The 20,916-nt window shown below is 66.0% G+C and carries 17 protein-coding genes; 13 read left to right on the plus strand and 4 right to left on the minus strand.

Annotated features, from left to right (window positions below; all coding sequences use genetic code 11):
• Positions 1-157: 157 nt before the first annotated feature.
• Both W930_RS0102920 and W930_RS0102925 read right to left on the minus strand, forming a co-directional pair.
• Positions 158-961: a basic amino acid ABC transporter substrate-binding protein gene (locus W930_RS0102920; RefSeq protein ID WP_023594043.1), complete on the minus strand. Its 804-nt coding sequence runs from the start codon at positions 959-961 to the stop codon at positions 158-160.
• Positions 962-1,046: 85 nt separating this feature from the next.
• Complete coding sequence (locus W930_RS0102925; RefSeq protein ID WP_023594042.1) at positions 1,047-1,823, minus strand: enoyl-CoA hydratase; 777 nt, start codon at positions 1,821-1,823, stop codon at positions 1,047-1,049.
• 384 nt (positions 1,824-2,207) lie between these two features.
• Between W930_RS0102925 and paaN the strand changes: the two genes are divergently transcribed.
• From paaN to paaK, 5 genes are all read left to right on the plus strand, one after another.
• Positions 2,208-3,902, plus strand: a complete 1,695-nt coding sequence (gene paaN, locus W930_RS0102930; protein ID WP_023872398.1) for a phenylacetic acid degradation protein PaaN — start codon at positions 2,208-2,210, stop codon at positions 3,900-3,902.
• Positions 3,903-4,070: 168 nt separating this feature from the next.
• Positions 4,071-5,273 carry a 3-oxoadipyl-CoA thiolase gene (gene pcaF, locus W930_RS0102935; RefSeq protein WP_023594040.1) on the plus strand — a complete coding sequence of 401 codons (1,203 nt, stop codon included), beginning with the start codon at positions 4,071-4,073 and terminating at the stop codon, positions 5,271-5,273.
• 49 nt (positions 5,274-5,322) lie between these two features.
• Positions 5,323-6,105, plus strand: a complete 783-nt coding sequence (paaG, locus tag W930_RS0102940) for a 2-(1,2-epoxy-1,2-dihydrophenyl)acetyl-CoA isomerase PaaG (RefSeq protein ID WP_023594039.1) — start codon at positions 5,323-5,325, stop codon at positions 6,103-6,105.
• An 84-nt stretch (positions 6,106-6,189) separates the two neighbouring features.
• Positions 6,190-6,648 carry a hydroxyphenylacetyl-CoA thioesterase PaaI gene (gene paaI / locus W930_RS0102945; RefSeq protein ID WP_023594038.1) on the plus strand — a complete coding sequence of 153 codons (459 nt, stop codon included), beginning with the start codon at positions 6,190-6,192 and terminating at the stop codon, positions 6,646-6,648.
• 97 nt (positions 6,649-6,745) lie between these two features.
• Positions 6,746-8,041 (plus strand): phenylacetate--CoA ligase PaaK, encoded by a 1,296-nt coding sequence (gene paaK, locus W930_RS0102950; RefSeq protein WP_023594037.1) that lies wholly within the window; start codon positions 6,746-6,748, stop codon positions 8,039-8,041.
• 137 nt (positions 8,042-8,178) lie between these two features.
• On the opposite strand, the gene W930_RS0102955 is transcribed toward paaK, so the two are convergent.
• Positions 8,179-9,321 carry a murein transglycosylase A gene (locus tag W930_RS0102955; protein ID WP_023594036.1) on the minus strand — a complete coding sequence of 381 codons (1,143 nt, stop codon included), beginning with the start codon at positions 9,319-9,321 and terminating at the stop codon, positions 8,179-8,181.
• Between W930_RS0102955 and W930_RS0102960 the strand changes: the two genes are divergently transcribed.
• Positions 9,320-9,562 carry a hypothetical protein gene (locus tag W930_RS0102960; protein ID WP_023594035.1) on the plus strand — a complete coding sequence of 81 codons (243 nt, stop codon included), beginning with the start codon at positions 9,320-9,322 and terminating at the stop codon, positions 9,560-9,562. The two genes, W930_RS0102955 and W930_RS0102960, sit on opposite strands and share 2 nt — an antisense overlap.
• 28 nt (positions 9,563-9,590) lie before the next feature.
• On the opposite strand, the gene apaG is transcribed toward W930_RS0102960, so the two are convergent.
• Complete coding sequence (gene apaG, locus W930_RS0102965; protein WP_023872403.1) at positions 9,591-9,965, minus strand: Co2+/Mg2+ efflux protein ApaG; 375 nt, start codon at positions 9,963-9,965, stop codon at positions 9,591-9,593.
• Positions 9,966-10,395: 430 nt separating this feature from the next.
• Here apaG and rpe point away from each other — a divergent pair, with 430 nt between their 5' ends.
• The 7 genes from rpe (at position 10,396) to W930_RS0103000 (ending at position 20,749) form a co-directional block, all read left to right on the plus strand.
• Entirely contained in the window at positions 10,396-11,076 is a 681-nt protein-coding gene (gene rpe, locus W930_RS0102970) for a ribulose-phosphate 3-epimerase (protein ID WP_023594033.1), read from the plus strand.
• On the plus strand, positions 11,073-11,789 hold the full coding sequence (locus tag W930_RS0102975; protein ID WP_023594032.1) for a phosphoglycolate phosphatase: 717 nt from the start codon (positions 11,073-11,075) through the stop codon (positions 11,787-11,789). The genes rpe and W930_RS0102975 overlap by 4 nt, the downstream gene beginning before the upstream one ends.
• A gap of 399 nt (positions 11,790-12,188) precedes the next feature.
• A complete protein-coding gene (gene trpE, locus W930_RS0102980; RefSeq protein ID WP_023872404.1) occupies positions 12,189-13,694 on the plus strand; it encodes an anthranilate synthase component I in 1,506 nt (501 codons plus the stop codon).
• A gap of 346 nt (positions 13,695-14,040) precedes the next feature.
• Entirely contained in the window at positions 14,041-15,612 is a 1,572-nt protein-coding gene (locus W930_RS25850; RefSeq protein ID WP_023872405.1) for an efflux transporter outer membrane subunit, read from the plus strand.
• A gap of 19 nt (positions 15,613-15,631) precedes the next feature.
• Complete coding sequence (locus W930_RS0102990) at positions 15,632-16,711, plus strand: HlyD family secretion protein (protein WP_023594029.1); 1,080 nt, start codon at positions 15,632-15,634, stop codon at positions 16,709-16,711.
• 43 nt (positions 16,712-16,754) lie between these two features.
• Positions 16,755-19,517 carry a ribosome-associated ATPase/putative transporter RbbA gene (rbbA, locus tag W930_RS0102995; protein ID WP_023872406.1) on the plus strand — a complete coding sequence of 921 codons (2,763 nt, stop codon included), beginning with the start codon at positions 16,755-16,757 and terminating at the stop codon, positions 19,515-19,517.
• A 104-nt stretch (positions 19,518-19,621) separates the two neighbouring features.
• Positions 19,622-20,749, plus strand: coding sequence for an ABC transporter permease (locus W930_RS0103000; RefSeq protein ID WP_024788605.1), 1,128 nt, complete (start codon positions 19,622-19,624; stop codon positions 20,747-20,749).
• Positions 20,750-20,916: the final 167 nt, after the last annotated feature.

Below are 20,916 nucleotides of genomic sequence, written 5' to 3' on the forward strand. Positions count from 1 at the left end.
GCGAGAGACGAGATATTAGTGAAAACCCCGAACGCTGGCAAGCCCTTTGTGAAAATATTTTGAAAAGCCATGAAAAAGCCCCGTCGGGACGGGGCTTTTTCATCCGACATCGTCACCCACCGGTGTCGATGCCCTTATTGTCCAGCGCACCGACCGACTACGACTTCTTGCCGAAGTAGCGCGCGTAGATGGCGTCGTACGTTCCGTCAGCCTTGATCGCCTCGATGCCCTTGTTGATCTTGGCCAGCAACTCGGTGTCGCCCTTGCGCACCGCAATCCCGTAATACTCCTTCGGGAAGCTGCTGTCGGAAACAGTACGCAGTTTCGCGTTCGGATTGTTGGAGATGAAGTTCACCACCACACCGTTGTCGGCCACGACAGCATCCACGCCACCCGCTTCGAGCTCCTTCATCGCCAGCGGCGTACCTTCGAAGCGTTTGACGGCGGGGTTGTTCTTGCCCATGAGCTTCTGCACGACCTCGTCGCCCGTAGTCGCAGTCTGCACACCCACCTTCAGCGACTTGAGATCGTCGAACTTCTTCACCGTCGAGTCGACCGGCACGGCAATCAACTGCGACGCCTCGAAGTATGGCGTCGAAAAATCCATCTGCTTGCTGCGCTCGTCGGTGATCGTAATCGCCGATATCAGAATGTCCCGATCACCCTGCACCAACGAATTGAAGATTCCCTCGAAAGGCGTGTTGATGAAGCGGACGGAAATGCCCGCCTTGTCGGCAACGGCCTTCATCACGTCGATGTCGAAGCCGGCGATCTGTCGGGTATCCGTTTCGAATTCGAACGGCGCATAGGCGGCGTCCGAACCGACGACATACACGGGTTGCGCGCCGTCCGGCCCCACCGAGCGGCCCGCGGCCGATTCTTCCTTTTTCCCGCAGGCACTCAACAGCAGCCCTGAAGCCACTATGAGCGCCAGCGCCAATGTACGTCGTTTGGTCGACATCGTTTCGTCCCTTGCTGAAAAAACCGGCAGCCTACCACAAGGACGACCCCCGCAAAGGAGGTCGTCACCGTTTTTCACAACAGCGTCAGCGATGCTTGAAAACGGGCTTGCGCTTCTCGACGAATGCGGCCATGCCCTCCTTCTGATCTTCCAGCGCGAACAGCGAATGGAAAATGCGACGCTCGAACTGCACCCCCTCGTCGAGGGTCGATTCGAACGCACGGTTCACGGCTTCCTTGGCCGCCATCACGACCGGCAGGGAAAATTCGCAGATGGTGTTCGCCGCACCGATCGCCTCGTCCAGCAGCTTGTCGAACGGGACCACGCGCGATACGAGACCGGCGCGCTCGGCCTCCGCGGCATCCATGAACCGGGCGGTCAGGCACATATCCATCGCCTTGGCCTTCGACACGGCGCGCGTGAGACGCTGCGTGCCGCCCGCGCCCGGAATCACGCCGAGCTTGATCTCCGGCTGACCGAACTTTGCGTTGTCCGCCGCGATAATGAAATCGCACATCATGGCCAGTTCGCAGCCGCCGCCGAGCGCGAAGCCCGACACCGCCGCGATCACCGGCTTGCGGATGCGGCGCACCGTCTCCCAGTTGCGCGTAATGTAATCGCCCTTGAACACATCGGCGAACGTGTACTTCGACATCATGCCGATGTCGGCGCCCGCAGCGAACGCCTTCTCGCTACCGGTGATCACCATGCATCCGATGGCGTCGTCGGCATCGAAGGCGGTCAGCGCGGCGCCGAGTTCGTCCATCAGCGCATCGTTGAGCGCATTGAGCGCTTTCGGACGATTCAGCGTGATCAGACCAACGCGACCGCGCGTCTCCACCAGAATGTTCTCGTACGTCATCCTCTTCTTCCTCCAGTCAAAGTCTTGTCTTGTGTTTCGGGGGTAGGTAACGGCACATCACTGCAAACAAAGGTTCAGGGCATGATGCCATCGATCCCCCGGGCACGCACCTGTCGTTCCGCCAAGCAGACGTTCAGCCTTGACGCCCGACGGCGAGCCAGGAGACCGTCCGGCCGTCGGGGAAAACCCGGCGTCATCACGCGCCACGCCCGGCAGATTTGATGCTATATTAACAAACCAACCGGTCGGTTAATTAATGTCGACAACGCATATCGACGACGACCGGGTGCCGTCACCTGCGTCCTGCCGCGCGCCAGCACGAACGTGCCCGCCGGCGGGTAGCGAATCCGCCAGCCGCATCCCGACACGGACAGATCCACCACCATGACCCATCCCCTCTTCGCCAAACACCAAGAGACTCTCGAGCGCGCCCTTCAGGCCATCGCCACGCGTGGTTACTGGAGCCCGTTCACGGAAATGCCGAGCCCGCGCGCGTATGGCGAAACGGCGGCCGCCGACGGCGAAGCCGCCTTCAAGCAGTATCTGAACGCCGCCTTCCCGCTCGAGCAGCGCGGCAGCACGGGAAGCGTCGGCCAGGAAACCTCGCCGTTCGGCTTCGCCCTGGGCACGACCTATCCCGGTTTCGAAATCGACACCCTGCTCGCCCGCGTGAGCGACGCGCACAAGTCGTACCGCGCCGCCACGCCGGACGCCTGGGTCGGTGTCTCGCTCGAAATCCTCAAGCGCCTGAACGCCCGCAGCTTCGAGATGGCCAACGCCGTCATGCACACCACGGGCCAGGCCTTCATGATGGCGTTTCAGGCCGGCGGCCCGCACGCCCAGGATCGCGGCCTCGAAGCCGTGGCCTACGCCTGGGACGAATTGCGCCGCATTCCGGCCGACGCCTACTGGGAGAAGCCGCAGGGCAAGAACCCGCCGCTCGCCATGGAAAAGCGCTACACGGTGGTGCCGCGCGGCGTGGCACTGGTCCTCGGCTGCTGTACGTTCCCCACGTGGAATGGCTATCCCGGCCTGTTCGCCAGCCTGGCGACCGGCAATGCCGTGATCGTCAAGCCGCATCCGGGTGCGATCCTGCCGCTGGCCATCACGGTGAAGATTGCTCGCGAGGTGCTCAAGGAAGCCGGCTTCGATCCGGACGTGGTCACGCTCGCCGCGACCAACCCGAACGACGGCGCCATCGTCCAGCAGCTCGCCCAGCGCGGCGAAGTGCGCGTGATCGACTTCACGGGCAGCACCGCCAACGGCGACTGGCTCGAGACCCACGCCCGTCAGGCACAGGTCTATACCGAGAAGGCCGGCGTGAACCAGATCGTGATCGACTCGACGGATGACCTCAAGGGCATGGCCCGCAACATCGGCTTCTCGCTGGCGTTGTACTCGGGTCAGATGTGCACCGCACCGCAGAACATCTATATTCCGCGCGACGGCATCCAGACCCCGGACGGCAAGGTGTCGTTCGACGAGGTCGTGTCCGCCATCGCGGGCAGCGTTCAAAAAACGTGCAGCGACCCGGCCAAGGCCGTGGAGCTGCTCGGAGCGATCCAGAACGAGGGCGTGCTCGCGCGGATCGAGGAAGCCCGCGGTCTCGGTCGTGTGGTCCTCGACAGCCAGTCGCTGCTGCACCCGGCTTTCGCCGACGCCCGCGTTCGCACGCCGCTGATCGTGGCCCTCGACGTGGCCGACGAGGCGACCTTCACGCGTGAGTGGTTCGGCCCGATCGCCTTCGTGATCGCCGTCGACAGCAGCGCACAGGCCTTCGCGCTGGCCGGACGCATCGCCGCCGAACACGGTGCGCTCACGCTCTCGGCCTACACGACGTCGGCCGAAGGCGAGGCCCAGGCGCTCGACGCCGCTATCGAGGGCCGCGTGGCGCTGTCGCTGAACCTCACGGGCGGCGTGTTCGTGAACCAGTCGGCCGCCTTCTCGGACTATCACGGCACGGGCGGCAACCCGGCCGCGAATGCGAGCCTGGCGGACGCCGCTTTCGTGGCGAACCGTTTCCGCGTGGTGCAGAGCCGCCATCACGTGCCGGCCCGCTCCGCCGACGCGACCGCCTGAGCGACACAACACTCAACTATATAGAGGGGACGGAGAGAAAACCCGACATCGTGCGCCATCGCGGCGGCAAGTCACTACCATAGTCACTCGCCGCCGCCCGGGCACGATCGACCGCCATCGACCGTCACCGGGCCATCTCCCGATCACCACGGACAGGAACGAGACATCATGACCGAAGCCTTCATCTGCGACGCGATCCGCACCCCCATCGGCCGCTACGGCGGCGCCCTGAAGGACGTGCGCGCCGATAATCTCGGCGCCATTCCCCTCAAGGCGCTCATGGCGCGCAACCCGAACGTCGACTGGACGCTCATCGACGACGTAATCTACGGCTGCGCCAATCAGGCGGGCGAAGACAACCGCAACGTGGCCCGCATGGCGTCGCTGCTCGCCGAGCTGCCGATCGACGTGCCGGGGGCCACGCTCAACCGCCTGTGCGGCTCGGGCATGGACGCCATCGGCACCGCCGCGCGCGCCATCAAGGCCGGCGAAGCCGGGCTGATGATCGCCGGCGGCGTCGAATCGATGACTCGCGCGCCATTCGTGATGGGCAAGGCCGACAGCGCCTTCGCGCGTCAGGCGGCGATTTTCGACACCACCATCGGCTGGCGCTTCATCAACCCGCTGATGAAGGCGCAGTACGGCGTGGACTCCATGCCCGAGACGGCCGAGAACGTGGCGGACGACTTCAAGATCAATCGCGAAGACCAGGACCGCTTCGCGCTGCGCAGCCAGGAGAAGGCAGCGCGCGCGCAGGCCGACGGCACGCTGGCGCAGGAAATCACGCCGGTGTCGATCGCCCAGAAGAAGGGCGACGCGATCGTGGTGGAACGTGACGAGCACCCGCGCGCCACGAGCCTCGAGGCGTTGGCCAAGCTCAAGGGCGTGGTGCGTCCCGACGGCACCGTGACCGCCGGCAATGCCTCGGGCGTGAACGACGGCGCGTGCGCCTTGCTGCTCGCCAGCGAGAGTGCCGCCAGGCTGCACGGTCTCACGCCGCGCGCGCGCGTACTGGGCATGGCCACGGCGGGCGTGGCGCCGCGCATCATGGGCATCGGCCCCGCCCCGGCCACGGTCAAGCTGCTCAAGCAGCTGAACATGACGCTGGACCAGTTCGACGTGATCGAACTGAACGAAGCCTTTGCCAGCCAGGGGCTGGCAGTGCTGCGTCAGCTCGGCGTGGCCGACGACGACGCCCGCGTGAATCCGAACGGCGGTGCGATCGCCCTCGGCCATCCGTTGGGCGCCTCGGGCGCGCGTCTGGTCACGACCGCGATGTATCAACTGCATCGCACCGGCGGCCGCTATGCGCTGTGCACGATGTGCATCGGCGTGGGCCAGGGCATCGCCATCGCCATCGAACGCGTCTGATCGCTCATCGCGCTTCGCCAAGACAAGAGACACCCGGAGGAAGACACTCATGACCGCCACGATTCAGCTCTCGCTGCAGGCCAACGTTGCGACGATCACGCTCAACCGTCCCGAGAAGCTCAACAGCTTCACGCGCCAGATGCATGCGGAATTGCGCGACGCGCTCGACGCCGCGCAGGCGCAAGGCGCGCGCGCGATCGTGCTGACCGGCGCCGGACGCGGCTTCTGCGCCGGCCAGGATCTGGCGGATCTCGACTTCACGCCGGGCGCCTCGACCGATCTCGGTGCGCTGATCGACGAGAACTTCAACCCGCTGGTGCGTAAGCTGCGCGCGATGCCGGTGCCGGTGATTGCCGCCGTGAACGGCATTGCGGCCGGCGCGGGCGCGAACCTGGCACTCGCGTGTGACATCGTGCTCGCCAGCGCCTCGGTGAATTTCGTGCAGGCGTTCGTGAAGATCGGCCTGTTGCCGGATACCGGCGGCACCTGGTTCCTGCCGCAACGCGTGGGCATGGCGCGCGCCATGGCGCTCGCCATGCTCGGCGACAAGCTCTCGGCCGAACAAGCCGAGCAGTGGGGCATGATCTGGCGCTGTGTCGACGACGATGCGCTGATGTCCGAAGCCCAGAAGCTTGCCGCCCAGTTGGCGACGCAACCCACGCGAGCGCTCGCCACCATCAAGGCAGCGCTGTACGCGTCGGCAACCAACACGCTCGATCAGCAGCTCGACCTGGAACGCGATTCGCAGCGGGCGCTGGGCGCCTCGTACGACTACGCCGAAGGCGTGAACGCGTTTCTCGAGAAACGCGCACCGAAATTCGAGGGTCGCTGACCGACGCCCTCACCCAGCGCGCTTGCCCCGGCCAAGACCGCATGCCGCGCGAGAGACCGATATCAAAACAAGACGAGAGACACGATGAGCCTGACCTCCCCCGCCGCCAAGGCACCCAGTGAGATGACACCGGAAGAGCTCGCCCGCGCCACGGGCGAGGCGATGTACAGCACCGATCGCGCCAGCCAGTGGCTCGGCATGGAATTGCTGGAAGTGCGTCCGGGCTATGCGCGCATGTCGATGCGTATTCGCGACGAATTCCTCAACGGCCACGCCATCTGCCATGGTGGCCTGATGTTCACGCTCGCGGATTCGACGTTTGCGTTCGCGTGCAACAGCTACAACATCAACACGGTCGCCGCCGGTTGCAGCATCGAATTCCTGAAGCCGGTTGCCGGGGGCGACACCCTCACCGCCGAGGCGCAGGAGCAGGTACTTTCGGGGCGTCACGGCATCTACGACATCCGGCTGACGAATTCGGCCGGCGAAGTGGTCGCCATGTTCCGCGGCAAGTCCGCACAGATCAAGGGCAACGTCGTCTGACGGGCCCCGGGCAGTACGTGGGTCCGGGCATGCAGGCACGAGACATACACGTCATAGTGAGTAGTAGTAGAAAGTAGCAAGTCCCAAGGAGACAGTCATGACCACCGCCTTGCCGCTCGAGCCGATCGAGAAAGCGAGCCTCGACGAACTGCGCGCCCTTCAGCTCGACCGTCTGAAGACGACGCTGCGGCATGCCTATGAGAACTCGCCGGTGTACCGCCGCAAGTTTGACGAGGCCGGCGTCCATCCGGACGATCTGACCTCGCTGGCCGACCTGGCCAAGTTCCCGTTCACGACGAAGCAGGATCTGCGCGACAGCTATCCGTTCGGCATGTTTGCCGTGCCGATGGAGCAGGTCTCGCGCGTGCATGCCTCCTCGGGCACCACGGGCAAGCCGACGGTCGTGGGCTATACCGCCAACGACATCAGCACCTGGGCCGACCTGGTCGCGCGTTCGATCCGCGCGTCCGGCGCCCGTCGCGGCGACAAGGTGCACGTCAGCTACGGCTATGGTCTGTTCACTGGCGGTCTGGGCGCGCATTACGGCGCCGAGCGCGCCGGGTTGACGGTAATTCCGTTCGGCGGCGGCCAGACCGAGAAGCAGGTGCAACTGATCCAGGACTTCAAACCCGACATCATCATGGTCACGCCGAGCTACATGCTCGCGATCGCCGACGAGCTGGAGCGCCAGGGTCTGGTGGCGGCCGAGTCGTCGCTGCGCATCGGCATCTTCGGCGCCGAGCCGTGGACGAACGACATGCGCACGGCCATCGAGAAGCGCATGGGCATCGACGCGGTCGACATTTATGGACTGTCGGAAGTGATGGGACCCGGCGTGGCGTGCGAATGCGCCGAGACCAAGGACGGCCCGACCATCTGGGAAGATCACTTCTATCCCGAGATCATCGATCCGGAGACGGGTGAAGTGCTGCCCGACGGAGAATTCGGCGAGCTGGTCTTCACCTCGCTCACGAAGGAAGCCCTGCCGATCATCCGCTATCGCACGCGCGATCTCACGCGTCTGCTTCCGGGCACTGCCCGCACGATGCGTCGCATGGAGAAGATCACCGGCCGCTCGGACGACATGATGATTATCCGCGGCGTGAACGTGTTCCCGTCGCAGATCGAGGAACTGCTGCTGCGCCAGCCGGTGCTCTCGCCACACTATCAGATCATCCTGGACAAGGAAGGCCCGATGGACACGATGGCCGTTGAAGTCGAAGCGGCGGTCGGCTGCAACGACGACAGCGCGCTGCAATCGGCGGGCGGCGAGCTCAAGCGCGATATCAAGACGCTGATCGGCGTGTCGTGCGCGGTTCGCGTGAAGCCGGTCGGCGCTATCGAGCGCTCCGTCGGCAAGGCCCGCCGCGTGCTCGACAAGCGCCCGCGCTGATCCCCCGACCGACACGGCATCCACCGCGAAGCGACGGGTCGCCACAATCCGTTGCCGTCACGGCGCCGTGACGAAAGATAAAAGCCCGCGAATCCGCGGGCTTTTTTCTTCCTGAGCGCGGGGCGCATCGCGCGGCGTCACTGATTCGGCAGGAACACCCACATCTTGCCGCTCTGGCGCATGCGCCCGGCGAGATCGCCCGCGTCGTCGCCCAGTCCCCAGAAGAAGTCGGCGCGCACGCCGCCCTTGATGGCGCTGCCGGTGTCCTGGGCGAACATCAGCCGGTTGATTGGCGTATTCGCCTGCGGCCCAAAAGGCGGGCGCGTGGTCGAGAGGAACACCGGGCTGCCCAGCGGGATCGACGCCGGATCGACGGCGATCGAACGCTCCGCCGTCAGCGGCACCCCGAGCGCCCCGATCGGGCCTTCGATGCCGCCCACACCGTGGTTCGGCATCTCGCGGAAGAACACGAAGCGCGGGTTCACGTCGAGCAGTGCGTCCACACGCGACGGGTTGGCCCGCGCCCACGCCCGAATGCCCTGCATCGTCGCCTGCGCGGGCGTGATCTCGCCGCGGTCGATCAACCAGCGGCCGATCGACTTGTACGGCTGGTCGTTATTGCCCGCATAGCCCACGCGCATGACGGTACCGTCGTCGAGCAGCACCTGCCCCGAGCCTTGCACCTGCAGGAAGAACGCTTCGATGGGGTCGTCCACGTACACCAGTTCGTTGCCGCGCAACATGCCGCTGCGCATGAGCTCCGCCCGCGGGGGCAGCGATCCGGCACGGCGGCCGGCCGGCCATTTGTAGAGCGGTGTCTGGTACACGCCGCCCCGCACCCGCGAGCCGTGCAGCAACGGCTCGTAGTAGCCGGTGATCAGGCCCGTTTGCGTGCCATCGGAGTTCGCGATACGAAACGGCGTAAAGTACTGTTCGAAGAATTGACGGACCGCCGCCGGATCGAGATCGTCGAGCTGCTCGGAGGCCCGGCAGGCCATTTGCCAGTGACTCTGGCGGCTCAGCTTGACGCAGCTTTGCGCGAGCGCGAGCCGGGCGCCGATGAGCGAATCATCCTGCCAGCCGTCGACCTGCGACCACGATACGGGTTGCATGCGTCCCGCGCCCGAGGGCGGCGTGGCCACGGTCGATGGTGGCGTGCCTGGACGATAGGTGCCCTTCGGAGGCACACTCGAACAACCGTAAAGCAATACCGCCAACGCGGCGAGTGCCAGCCCCCGGCCGGCACGCCACCGCCCGAACACATTCAGGAAAAGCGTCATGGGTAATCTGTTCGATGAATATCCGGCGTTGCTGGTACTGCCGGAAGTGTTGCTTGCCGTCGTGATCATCGCGGCCATCGTGGTGATGCGTCGCAGGCCGTCGCCCCACCGCCGGGTGCGCCAGACACGGGCGAGCCGGCCGATGCCGAGCGACACCGTCGACCCGATCGATGCCGACGCGACCGCTCGCGCGTCCGACGATCCGTTGAAGCGGGAAGACTGGTCCGACGACCGCCGCTGACGCCCGGTGACTGCGTTCATGCCCGATTTCAGTGCAGCGTGCGCGGCATGGTGAGCGCGAACTCGGCGATGGGGACTTCGAAGCGGGTGCCGTCCTCCGCCACGCAGAAGTACTCGCCGCGCATGGTGCCGACCGGCGTGCCGACCATGGCCCAGCTCGTGTACTCGAACTGTTCGCCGGGCTTGAGGAACGGCTGATGCCCCACCACGCCCAGGCCGTTCACTTCCTGCACCTTGTTGTCGCCGTCGGTGATCACCCAGTGGCGCGAGATCAGCTGTGCCGGCGTTTCTCCGGTATTCACGATCGTGATCGTGTACGCGAAGGCGAATTGCCGCCGATCCGGTTCCGATTGCTCCGGAAGGTATTGCGGGCGCACCGTGACGGTAAATTCGTACTGGCTCATCGGGTGTTCCTGTTGCGCATGCGTGCTCTCTGATGGCGTTCTGGTCATGGCGGTCGGGCCGCCGGCTGTCGGTCTGTCGTCGGTCGGTTCCGCGGCGTCGCGACCATTGCGCTTGGCGCGACATGGCGCGCGTCATCGCGTTTTGCAAGGCATTCTGCGGCAAGTCGTCGCGGGTCGCAACCGGCGGACATCCCGGGGCCCTGCCGACCCGGCGGGCGTGATGCTCATGCGCGTCCGCCCCGCTTGCAGCCGACTTGCCGCCCCAATGCCCTCGTGCTCCCGTGCCCCCGTGCCCCCGTGCCCCCCGTGCCGACCCACCACACGAAGCCGGTGCGGACCTCGCCAATGAGAGCACTGTGGAGAGCACCGCGGGCAGGTGTCAGGCGAAAGCTTTAAAATAGCGCTTTTGACGCTACCGCCCCACCTCGCCATGACGCAATTCTGTATCGCCCCCAGCATCCTGTCCGCCGACTTTGCCCGGCTTGGCGAGGAAGTCCGCAACGTCGTGGCGGCCGGCGCCGACTGGATTCACTTCGACGTGATGGACAACCATTACGTTCCCAATCTGACCATCGGCCCGATGGTCTGCGAGGCGATTCGTCCGCACGTGGACGTGCCCATCGACGTCCACCTGATGGTGCGCCCGGTCGACCGCATCGTGCCCGACTTCGCCAAGGCGGGCGCCAATCTCATCACGTTCCACCCCGAAGCGTCGGACCACATCGACCGCACGCTCGGCCTGATTCGCGACAACGGCTGCAAGGCCGGGCTCGTCTTCAATCCGGGCACGCCGCTGCACTACCTCGACCACGTGATGGACCGTCTCGACATGGTGCTGATCATGTCGGTCAACCCCGGCTTCGGTGGCCAGTCGTTCATTCCCGAGGCGCTCAATAAACTGCGCGCCGTGCGCGCGCGCATCGACGCCTACCGGGCCGAGACCGGTCGCGAGATCCGCCTGGAGATCGACGGCGGCGTGAAGGTCGACAACATCGCCGAGATCGCCGCCGCCGGCGCCGACACGTTCGTGGCCGGCTCCGCCATCTTCGGCAAACCCGACTACAAGGCGGTGATCGATCAGATGCGCGCCCAACTGGCGAGCGTGGCATGATCCAGAACCCGCATCTCCGGCTCGACGGCATTCGTGCCGTGCTGATCGACCTCGACGGCACGCTCGTCGACACCGCCGGCGACTTCGGCGTGGCGCTCAACGCGATGCTGGCCGACCTGGGCGCCGCCCCCGTGCCGACCGAGCGCCTGATGACCTTCGTGGGCAAGGGCACGGCCAACCTCGTGCGCAAGACACTCGCCGAGCGCTTCCCCGACAGCGAGATCGAGGCCCTGTTCGAGCGTGCCCAGGACAAATACGAAGCCGTGTACACGTCGATCAACGGCGAGAACACGGTGCTCTATCCCGAAGTGCGTGAGGGATTGGCAGCGCTGCGCGAGGCGCGGCTGCCCGTGGCCTGCATCACCAACAAGCAGCACCGCTTCGCCGTGGCGCTGCTCGAACACTACGCGCTCGCCGATCATTTCGATCTCGTCTACGGCGGGGACTCGTGGCCCAGGCGCAAGCCCGACCCGATGCCGCTCGTCAAGGCGTGCGAGGCCTTCGGCGTATCGCCGTCGCAGGCGGTGCTCGTCGGCGACTCGGGCAACGACGCGCAGGCGGCCCGTGCGGCCGGTTGCGCCTCGCTCACCGTGCCGTACGGCTACAACCATGGCGAATCTATACAAACGATCGACACGGATGGTATAGTCGCCTCAATTCTGGGCGCCGCCCGGGCGATTCTGCCCAAGGCGACGTCCGATCTGGCGAGCTGAATTCGCCGTCTTCCACACTGCATTCAAGCGCAATGTTCCTGAACAAGAAACGGAGTCTTGGCGTGATCGACCGGGGGGCCTGGCCCTGGCGACGCTGGTCCTGCTGAACCCTTCCAAGGGGTGGCCGGGACCGCCGAAGCTCGTCTTCGGCAACCCGTTTCTTGCATCGTTGTTGTTCCCAAGAAGTCATTTGTCTGCGCGCCGTGCTACACGGCGGGCGGATGCGTCGAGACGCAATTCGCGCGGCGATCCCGCGGGCGTTTGCCCGTGCCTCGCGCCTACGTTGCGCCCCGGGCGCGGGCCAGCACGTCCACCCCGACATCACTCAGGTATTCTCAACGCCAATCCACGCCGACATCGCGGGACCGCCCGCCGGCAAACCTGCAGGCAGAGTGCAACATGACCGAACTCGAATTCAAATCGCTGGCCAACCAGGGCTTCAATCGCATTCCGCTGATCGCCGAGGCCTTCGCCGATCTCGACACCCCGCTCTCGCTGTATCTGAAGCTGGCGCTGGGCGACCGGCGCGGCGCCAACACCTTCCTGCTCGAATCGGTTGTCGGCGGCGAACGCTTCGGCCGCTACTCGTTCATCGGCCTGTCCGCCCACACGCTGCTGCGCAGCTTCGGTCCGAAGACCGAGGTGGTGCGCGATGGGGCGATCGTCGAGACGCATGAAGGCGATCCGCTCGACTTCATCACCCGGTTCCAGGCCCGCTTCAAAGTCGCCCTGCGCCCGGGCATGCCGCGCTTCTGCGGTGGCCTCGCCGGGTACTTCGGCTACGACGCCGTGCGCTACATCGAGAAAAAGCTGGCCCACACCACGCCGCGCGACGACCTGCATCTGCCCGACATCCAGTTGCTGCTCACCGAAGAACTCGCCGTGATCGACAACCTGACCGGCAAGCTCTACCTCATCATCTACGCCGATCCCACCCAGCCCGAGGCTTATTCGAAGGCCCGCCTGCGGCTGCGCGAACTGCGCGCTCGCCTAAAGGCGCCGGTGGACGCGCCAGTCACCTCGGGCAGCGTACGCACCGAGACGTTCCGCGAATTCGCCAAGCCGGACTATCTCGCGGCCGTCGCCAAGGCCAAGGAGGCCATCGCGGCAGGCGAACTCATGCAAGTGCAGGTCGGCCAGCGTCTCATCAAGCCGTATCGCGACGCCCCGCTCTCGCTCTACCGCGCGCTGCGCTCGCTCAACCCCTCGCCGTACATGTATTTCTACAACTTCGGCGATTTTCAGGTGGTCGGCGCGTCGCCCGAAATCCTCGTGCGTCAGGAACGCCGACAAACGCCGGACGGCGAACAGGAGATCGTCACCATCCGCCCGCTCGCGGGCACGCGCCCGCGCGGCGCCACGCCCGAGCGCGACGCCGAGCTGGCCACCGAATTGCTTTGCGATCCGAAGGAAATCGCCGAGCACGTCATGCTCATCGATCTGGCGCGCAACGACGTGGGGCGCATCGCGCAAACGGGCACCGTGGCAGTTACCGACAAGATGGTGATCGAGAAGTATTCGCACGTGCAACACATCGTGAGCTCTGTGGAAGGACGCCTGCAACCGGGGTTGTCGAACATCGACGTGCTTCGCGCCACGTTCCCCGCCGGCACGCTTACCGGCGCACCGAAGGTACGTGCCATGGAACTCATCGACGAGCTCGAACCCGTGAAGCGCGGGTTGTACGGCGGCGCGGTGGGTTACCTGTCGTTCGGCGGCGAAATGGACGTGGCCATCGCCATCCGGACCGGCGTGATCAAGGACGGCAACCTCTACGTACAGGCCGCCGCCGGCATCGTCGCCGATTCGGTCCCCGAGTCGGAATGGCAGGAAACGGAGAACAAGGCGCGCGCCGTGCTACGCGCCGCCGAGCAGGTGCAGGACGGCCTCGACGCCGAATTCTGACCCGAGCTCGCGGCGCCGGGGCATGGCGCCCCGGCGGGTGCGCGCACCAACTTGACGCATCCCACCGAACAAACGGAACGCCCCCCCGCCAACGCGCGGAATCCCCGAATTGGCGCAACAGCACCTGAAACGGGCGGGACTTCCGTGACCACTGCATGACGCGACATTACACAGGGCTCCGAATCGACTGAGTTGATCCTCTAGTCGATTCGGGGCCCTTGTTGATTTAGCACAACCGTTCGCTTTTTTTCGACCACTTTCGTATACGTCGATCGACGTCGCCACGCTATAGTGGGATGTCCGTCGGGAGGTCGAGACTTCTATGGCGAAACCATGCAATCCACGTATGCGTTCCGGCGTCGCGTCCCCCCTTGCGACGACCGTGACGGCCACCCTGAGCGCCGTCCTGGCAACCCTGACCAGCGGTTGCATTTCGATGGCGCCGACCTACGAGCGTCCTGCGGCCCCGGTGGCCAGCGTATGGACATCGGATGTCAGCACGTCGCCCGCCACCGCGGCCGCGCAACCGGCGGCCTCGCTGGGCTGGCGGGAATACTTCGCCGATCCGCAGTTGCGCGGCCTGATCGAGACCGCGCTGGCCAACAATCGCGATCTGCGCGTTGCGCTCGCGCGCGTCGAACAGGCGCGCGCGGTGTACGGCATTCAACGCGCGGACCTGCTTCCGTCGCTGGGTGTGGGAGCGAACGAAACCCGGCAGCGCCTGCCGCGTGACCTGAGCATTACCGGCAATCCGTACATCAGCAGCCAGTACCAGGTCGGACTTGGGCTGTCGACATGGGAGCTGGACTTCTGGGGGCGCATCCGCGATCTCAAGGATGCCGCGCTCGATGATTATTTGGCATCCGATGCATCTCGCCGCGCACTCGAGCTCAGTCTGATTTCCCAGGTGGCCCAGACATGGCTGAGCCTGCGCGAGTTCGACGAGCGCATTGCACTGGCGCAGCAGACGGTTGACAGCCGCGCCGAATCGCTGCGCATCTTCACCCGTCGCGAGCAGGTCGGCGCCACGTCGAAGCTCGACCTGACCGAGGTCACCACACTGTGGCAGCAGGCGCGCGCGCTCGTCACGCAGCTCCAGCAGCAACGCGCCGCGCAGGCGCATGCGCTGCAGGTGCTCGTGGGCGCACCGATCGACACCTCGCCGCATGCCCTCGACCACACCTTCGACGACGCGGCGCTGATGCGCGATCTGGAACCGGGGCTGCCGTCCTCGCTGCTCGAAGACCGGCCCGACATCATCGCGGCCGAGTATCAGTTGCGCGCGGCGCATGCCAACATCGGCGCGGCGCGCGCGGCGTTCTTTCCGCAGATCACGCTCACCGGCTCGGTCGGCACGGCCAGCAGTGCGCTCGACGGATTATTCAAGGCCGGCAGCGCCGCGTGGACCTTCACGCCGAGCATCAGCCTGCCGATCTTCCAGGGCGGGCGCCTCGTCAACAACCTGGACCTGGCCGAAGCGCGTCGGGTGGAATCGGTTGCCAACTACGAGAAGGCGATTCAAGGCGCGTTTCGCGACGTCGCGGACGCCCTCAGTGCGCGCCGTTGGCTGGCCGATCAGGTCTCGATCCTGCAGGCCACGCAAGACGCCCAGTCGGAGCGCGCCCGTCTCGCAAAGCTGCGCTACGACCACGGCGCCGCGGCCTTCCTCGAAGTGCTCGACGCCCAGCGCGATCTCCTCGCGATCGAACAACAGACGGTGCAAACGCGTCGCGCGCTGCTCTCCGCGCGCGTATCGCTCTACACGGCACTCGGCGGCGGCAGCCGCCTGATGCCGGCGGCCGACACACCTGCCGGCCCGTTCGCGCGCACGCCCCGCGTGATCGAGCCCTCACCGGCGGGCAATGTCGCTGCGCCCGGGGCACCGGGCAGAACGAACGCCACGCGGACCGCCCAATGAATTCAAGAGGCAAAAGAACATGACGCTTCCCAACGCCAAGCAACTGATGGTTTCCGCACTGGCCGTGCTGGTCGTGATCGGCCTGGGCTGGTATGGATGGAAGACCTACAACCACACCGGGCCAGGCGCGGGCTTTGCCAGCGGCAACGGTCGGATCGAGGCCACGGAAGTCGATATCGCGACGAAGCTCGCCGGACGCGTGGAGGCCATCTACGTGAAGGAAGGCGACTTCGTCAAAGCCGGGCAGGTCCTCGCGAAGATGCAGATCGATACCCTCAATGCGCAGCGCGACGAAGCGCGTGCACAGTATCAGCAGGCCGTGACCAACGTCGCCGCGATTCAGGCGCAGGCGGCGGCGCGTCTGTCGGACAAGGCGACCGCCGAAGCCAACGTTGCCGCGCGCGAAGCCGAACTCGATGCGGCGCAGCGGCGCCTGTCGCGCTCCGAGACGCTGTCGAAGGAAGGCGCCTCATCGGTCCAGGAGCTCGACGACGACCGCGCGCGCGTGCGCAGCACCCGCGCGGCTGTCACGGCCGCACGCGCCCAGGTGGCGGCGGCGCAATCCGCCGTCGAGGCCGCCAACGCGCAAGTCACGGGCGCGAAATCCACCGTGCAGGCCGCCCAGGCAACCATCCACCGCATCGAAGCCGACATCACCGACAGCGAACTGCGCGCCCCGCGCGACGGCCGCGTGCAGTATCGCGTGGCCCAGCCCGGCGAGGTGCTGGGCGCCGGCGGCAAGGTGCTCAACCTCGTCGACCTGTCCGACGTGTACATGACGTTCTTCCTGCCGTCCGAGGTGGCGGGACGCCTCGCGATGGGCGCCGAGGCCCGCATCATTCTCGATGCCGCGCCGCAGTTCGTGATCCCCGCGAGCATCTCGTTCGTCTCCAGCACCGCACAGTTCACGCCAAAGACCGTCGAGACCGAGAGCGAGCGCCAGAAGCTGATGTTCCGCGTGCGCGCGCAGATCGCGCCGGAGTTGCTGCGACAGCACCTGACGGTGGTCAAGACCGGCCTGCCGGGCGTGGCCTGGGTGAAGACGGACAGCGAGCGGCCGTGGCCGCCGCAGTTACAGACGAAGTTGCCGTCGCGTTGAGTCGAGTGTCATGACGGTACCCACGACGTCCCCGTTGCCTGCGATGCCCGACCCGCCCCGGCCGGGAAGCGGCCTGCCGCCGGTCATCCATGTGGCCGGCGTGTCGATGCGCTACGGGCGCAAGACGCTCGCGCTCGACAATGTCTCGATCGACGTGCCCGCGAACTGCATGGTGGGGCTGATCGGCCCCGATGGCGTGGGCAAATCGACGCTGCTCTCACTCATTGCCGGCGCACGCGCCGTGCAGAGCGGCACCGTCGAAGCACTCGGCGGCGACATGGCGAGCAAAGCGCACCGCGACATCGTATGTCCGCGCATCGCCTACATGCCGCAAGGGCTCGGCAAGAACCTCTATCCGACGCTCTCCGTCGAGGAGAACCTGCAGTTCTTTGCGCGCCTGTTCGGCCACAACGCCGCCGAGCGCCGCCGCCGGATCGACGATCTCACGCGCAGCACCGGCCTGCACCCCTTTCTCGGGCGCCCTGCGGGCAAGCTCTCCGGTGGCATGAAGCAGAAGCTCGGTCTGTGCTGTGCACTGATTCACGACCCGGACCTGCTGATTCTCGACGAGCCGACCACCGGCGTCGATCCGCTCGCGCGGGCGCAGTTCTGGGACCTGATCGCGCGCATTCGACGCGAACGCCCGGACATGAGCGTGATCGTGGCCACGGCCTACATGGACGAGGCCCAGCGCTTCGACTGGCTCGTGGCGATGGACGCGGGCAACATTCTCGACACCGGCACCCCGGCGGAGCTGCTCGCGCGCACGCGCCGCGACAATCTCGAAGCGGCGTTCATCGACCTGCTGCCGGACGAGAAAAAAGTCGGCTATGAGCCGGTCGCGATTCCGCCGTTGCACGTCGACGAGCACACCGAGATCGCCATCGAGGCCAAGGGCCTGACCATGCGCTTCGGCGATTTCGTGGCGGTCGATCATGTGGACTTTCGCATCCGGCGCGGCGAGATCTTCGGCTTTCTCGGCTCGAACGGTTGCGGCAAATCCACCACGATGAAGATGCTCACCGGGTTGCTGCAGGCGAGCGACGGCCAGGCATGGCTCTTCGGTCACGAAGTCGATCCCCGGGACATCGACACGCGGCGGCGCGTGGGCTACATGTCGCAGGCCTTCTCGCTCTACACCGAACTCACGGTGCACCAGAACCTCGTGCTGCATGCCCGCCTGTTCCACGTGCCGGCGCACGAAGTCGGCGCGCGCGTGGACGAAATGGTCGAACGATTCGGACTGGCCGACGTGATCGACGCCTTGCCGGACAGCATCCCGCTGGGCATGCGCCAGCGCCTGTCCCTCGCGGTGGCGATGGTGCACAAGCCCGAGCTGCTGATTCTCGACGAACCGACGTCGGGCGTCGATCCGGTGGCGCGCGACACCTTCTGGCGTTTGCTGGTGGAGCTGTCGCGCCGCGATCGCGTGACGATCTTCATCTCCACGCACTTCATGAACGAAGCCGAGCGTTGCGACCGTATTTCGCTGATGCACGCGGGCAAGGTGCTCGTCTCCGACCCGCCCGCGAAGATCACCCGCGACAAGGGCGCGGCCACGCTGGAGCAGGCCTTCATCGAGTATCTCGTCGAAGCGGGCGGCGGCACGCCCGAAGCGCCTGCGGCGGCGCAGGCACCGGTCACATCCGCCGCGCCCTCGGCCGCCCAGGCGTCGCGCAAGGCATTCTCGCCCGCGCGCATGATCAGCTACCTCTGGCGCGAGATGCTCGAACTGCAGCGCGACCCGGTACGCGCCGCGCTGGCGCTGGTGGGCTCGCTCGTGCTCATGCTGGTGATGGGCTACGGCATCAACATGGACGTGGAGGACCTGCGCTATGCGGTACTCGACCGCGACCAGACCACGCTCAGCCAGAACTACGCGCTCAACATCGCCGGTTCGCGCTACTTCATCGAGCAGCCGCCGCTCACCGGCTACGACGACATGGACCGGCGCATGCGCAATGGTGAGCTGGCACTTGCCATCGAGATCCCGCCGGGCTTCGCGCGCGACGTGTCGCGCGGCAAGGCGGTGCAGATCGGTGCGTGGATCGACGGCGCCATGCCCATGCGGGCCGAAACCGTGCAGGGCTACGTCCAGGGCATGCACCAGAACTGGCTCGCCGATCAGTCGCTGCGCAGACTCGGCGTGCGACCGACCGCCTCGCTCGACCTCGAGACGCGCTTTCGCTACAACCCCGACGTGAGGAGCCTGCCCGCGATGGTGCCCGCGGTGATCCCGCTGCTGTTGCTGATGCTGCCCGCGATGCTCACGGCGCTGTCGGTGGTGCGCGAGAAAGAGCTTGGCTCGATCCTGAATCTCTACGTCACCCCCGTCACGCGCACGGAATTCCTGATCGGCAAGCAGATTCCGTACGTCGCGCTCGCGATGCTGAACTTCCTGCTCATGACGCTGATGGCGGTGACGCTGTTCGGCGTGCCGGTCAAGGGCAGCTTCCTGACGCTGGTCACCGCCGTGTTCATCTTCAACGTGGTCGCGACAGGTATCGGCCTGCTCGCGTCCACCTTCACCCGCAGCCAGATCGCGGCGCTTTTCTTCACGATGATCGGCACCATGATCCCGGCGATCCAGTTCTCCGGCATGCTCACGCCGGTGCCGTCGATGGAGGGTTCGGGCCGCTTCATCGGCGAGATCTATCCGGCGACGTACATGCTGATCATCAGCCGCGGCGTGTTCAACAAAGCCCTCGGCTTCGCCGATCTGGGCGACGCCTTCTGGCCGATGCTGGTCGCCGTGCCCGTGATTCTGGGCGTCACGATCCTGCTGCTCAGGAAACAGGACAAGTGATGACGCGACCGACCGCCTCCCCCACTGGCTCGCCCACTGCCTCGCCTTCCGCGCCCCCGGCCCCCGCCGGGGCGGACGCGGCACCGCCGCGTCGCACGCCTGCGGTGCTGCGGCATCTGGCCAACATCTACCGGCTCGGCGTGAAGGAACTGTGGAGCCTTGCGCGCGACCCGATGATGCTCGTGCTGATCATCTACACGTTCACGGCGGCGGTATATTCGGCGGCCACCGCGCAGCCCGACACGCTGCACCTCGCGCCGATCGCCATCGTGGACGAGGACGTCTCGCCGCTCTCGCAGCGCATCGTCTCGGCCTTCTACCCGCCGCAGTTCACCATGCCGCGCATGATCACGGCCGACGCCGTGGACCGTGGCATGGACAAGGGGGCCTACACGTTCGCGCTGAACATTCCGCCGAACTTCCAGCGCGACCTGCTCGCGGGACGTGCGGCCGAAGTGCAGCTCAATGTCGATGCCACGCGCATGAGCCAGGCGTTCTCCGGCAGCGGCTACGTGCAGCAGATCGTCTCGGCCGAAGTGCGCGAATTCCTGCAGCGATATCGCGCCACCCCCGAACTCCCGGTCGATCTCGCACTGCGCGTGCGTTTCAATCCGACATTGGAGCGCGCGTGGTTCGGCGCGCTCATGGAGATCATCAACAACATCACGATGCTGTCGATCATCCTGACCGGCGCGGCGCTCATTCGCGAGCGCGAGCACGGCACCATCGAGCATTTGCTCGTCATGCCGGTGACACCGACCGAGATCATGCTGGCGAAAGTCTGGTCCATGGGACTGGTGGTCCTGATCGCGGCATCCATGTCGCTGTGGCTGATCGTCGGCGGTGCGCTGCACGTGCCGATCGGTGGGTCCGTGGCGCTGTTCCTGCTGGGCGCCACGCTGCATCTGTTCGCCACCACGTCCATGGGCATTTTTCTCGCGACGGTCGCGCGCTCGATGCCGCAGTTCGGCATGTTGCTGATCCTGGTGTTGCTGCCGCTGCAAATGCTCTCGGGCGGCAACACGCCGCGCGAGAGCATGCCGAAGCTCGTGCAGGACGTCATGCTCGCCGCGCCCACGACGCATTTCGTCGAACTGGGACAGGCGATCCTGTTCCGTGGCGCCGGGATCGGTGTCGTCTGGGTGCAGTTCTTGGCACTCGCCGGCATCGGCGCGGTGTTCTTCGCCTTCTCGCTGCGACGGTTTCGCCGCACGCTCAGCTCGATGGCGTGACGCCGCGCGAGAGCGAACGTCCCCAACGGCGCGCCGTCATGCCAAATCTGAGAGGTCATTGCCATGCCCGCCAAGTTGTCCACTGCGTCTGCCAAATCGGCCAGGTCGACTGCCTCCGCCGCACTCGAACGCCCCGCTTCGTCCCGCGCCACGGCGTCGTCGACCGC

Source organism: Pandoraea sp. E26 (assembly GCF_000681415.1).
GTDB classification, from domain to species: domain Bacteria; phylum Pseudomonadota; class Gammaproteobacteria; order Burkholderiales; family Burkholderiaceae; genus Pandoraea; species Pandoraea pnomenusa.